At 55.9% G+C, this 601-nt stretch carries 1 protein-coding gene; it reads right to left on the bottom strand.

Annotated elements, in window-relative coordinates; translation table 11 throughout:
* Positions 1-601: hypothetical protein (locus PsAD37_RS20665; protein WP_153039820.1), on the bottom strand; the 601-nt coding region annotated here is incomplete at both ends.

The following is a 601-nucleotide window of genomic DNA, read 5'->3' as shown; positions in this document are numbered from 1 at the left end:
CGCCGCTGTTGGTCACTTTGCCATCAACCTTGAGTGTGGCATCATTCTTGGCAACAAGACGGCCAGAGTTGATCAGATCACCAGAGTTGGTGAGTTTTAAAGTTCCGTTCACGGCGCCAATCAGGCCATGGTTCTCCAGAGAGGACACCCGTGCTGTCACCGTAGACGCTTTGATCTCACCGCCAGCTGCATTGCTCAGTGCGTCAATGGCAGCATCAGAGCCAAGACCTGCAATCACCAGAGCCTGTTCAGCAAGCAACGTCCCGCTGTTGGTCAGATCACCGGCAAGAGTGAGGCTCAGGCCGTCCTTGGCCAGCAGCTCGCCGCTGTTTGCAACGCCAGCCTGACTGCTCAGGCTCACAGAACCTTCTGCAGAGCCGATCAGACCATCATTGGCAACAGAGGCAACCGCAGCCTCAATACTGGCCGCCCGAAGCTTGGCATCTTTTGTATTGGTGAACGCACCGGTGGCAGCGCCAGAGGTATTGCTCAGCGTCAGCGCACCTTCACTGGCAATATCGCCGCTGTTGGTCACTTTGCCATCAACCTTGAGTGTGGCATCATTCTTGGCAACAAGACGGCCAGAGTTGATCAGATCACC

It is taken from the genome of Pseudovibrio sp. Ad37, assembly GCF_001623075.1.
GTDB lineage: Bacteria > Pseudomonadota > Alphaproteobacteria > Rhizobiales > Stappiaceae > Pseudovibrio.
Note: the sequence above shows the minus strand (reverse complement) of the source record. Positions and strands in the feature narration are given on the sequence as shown.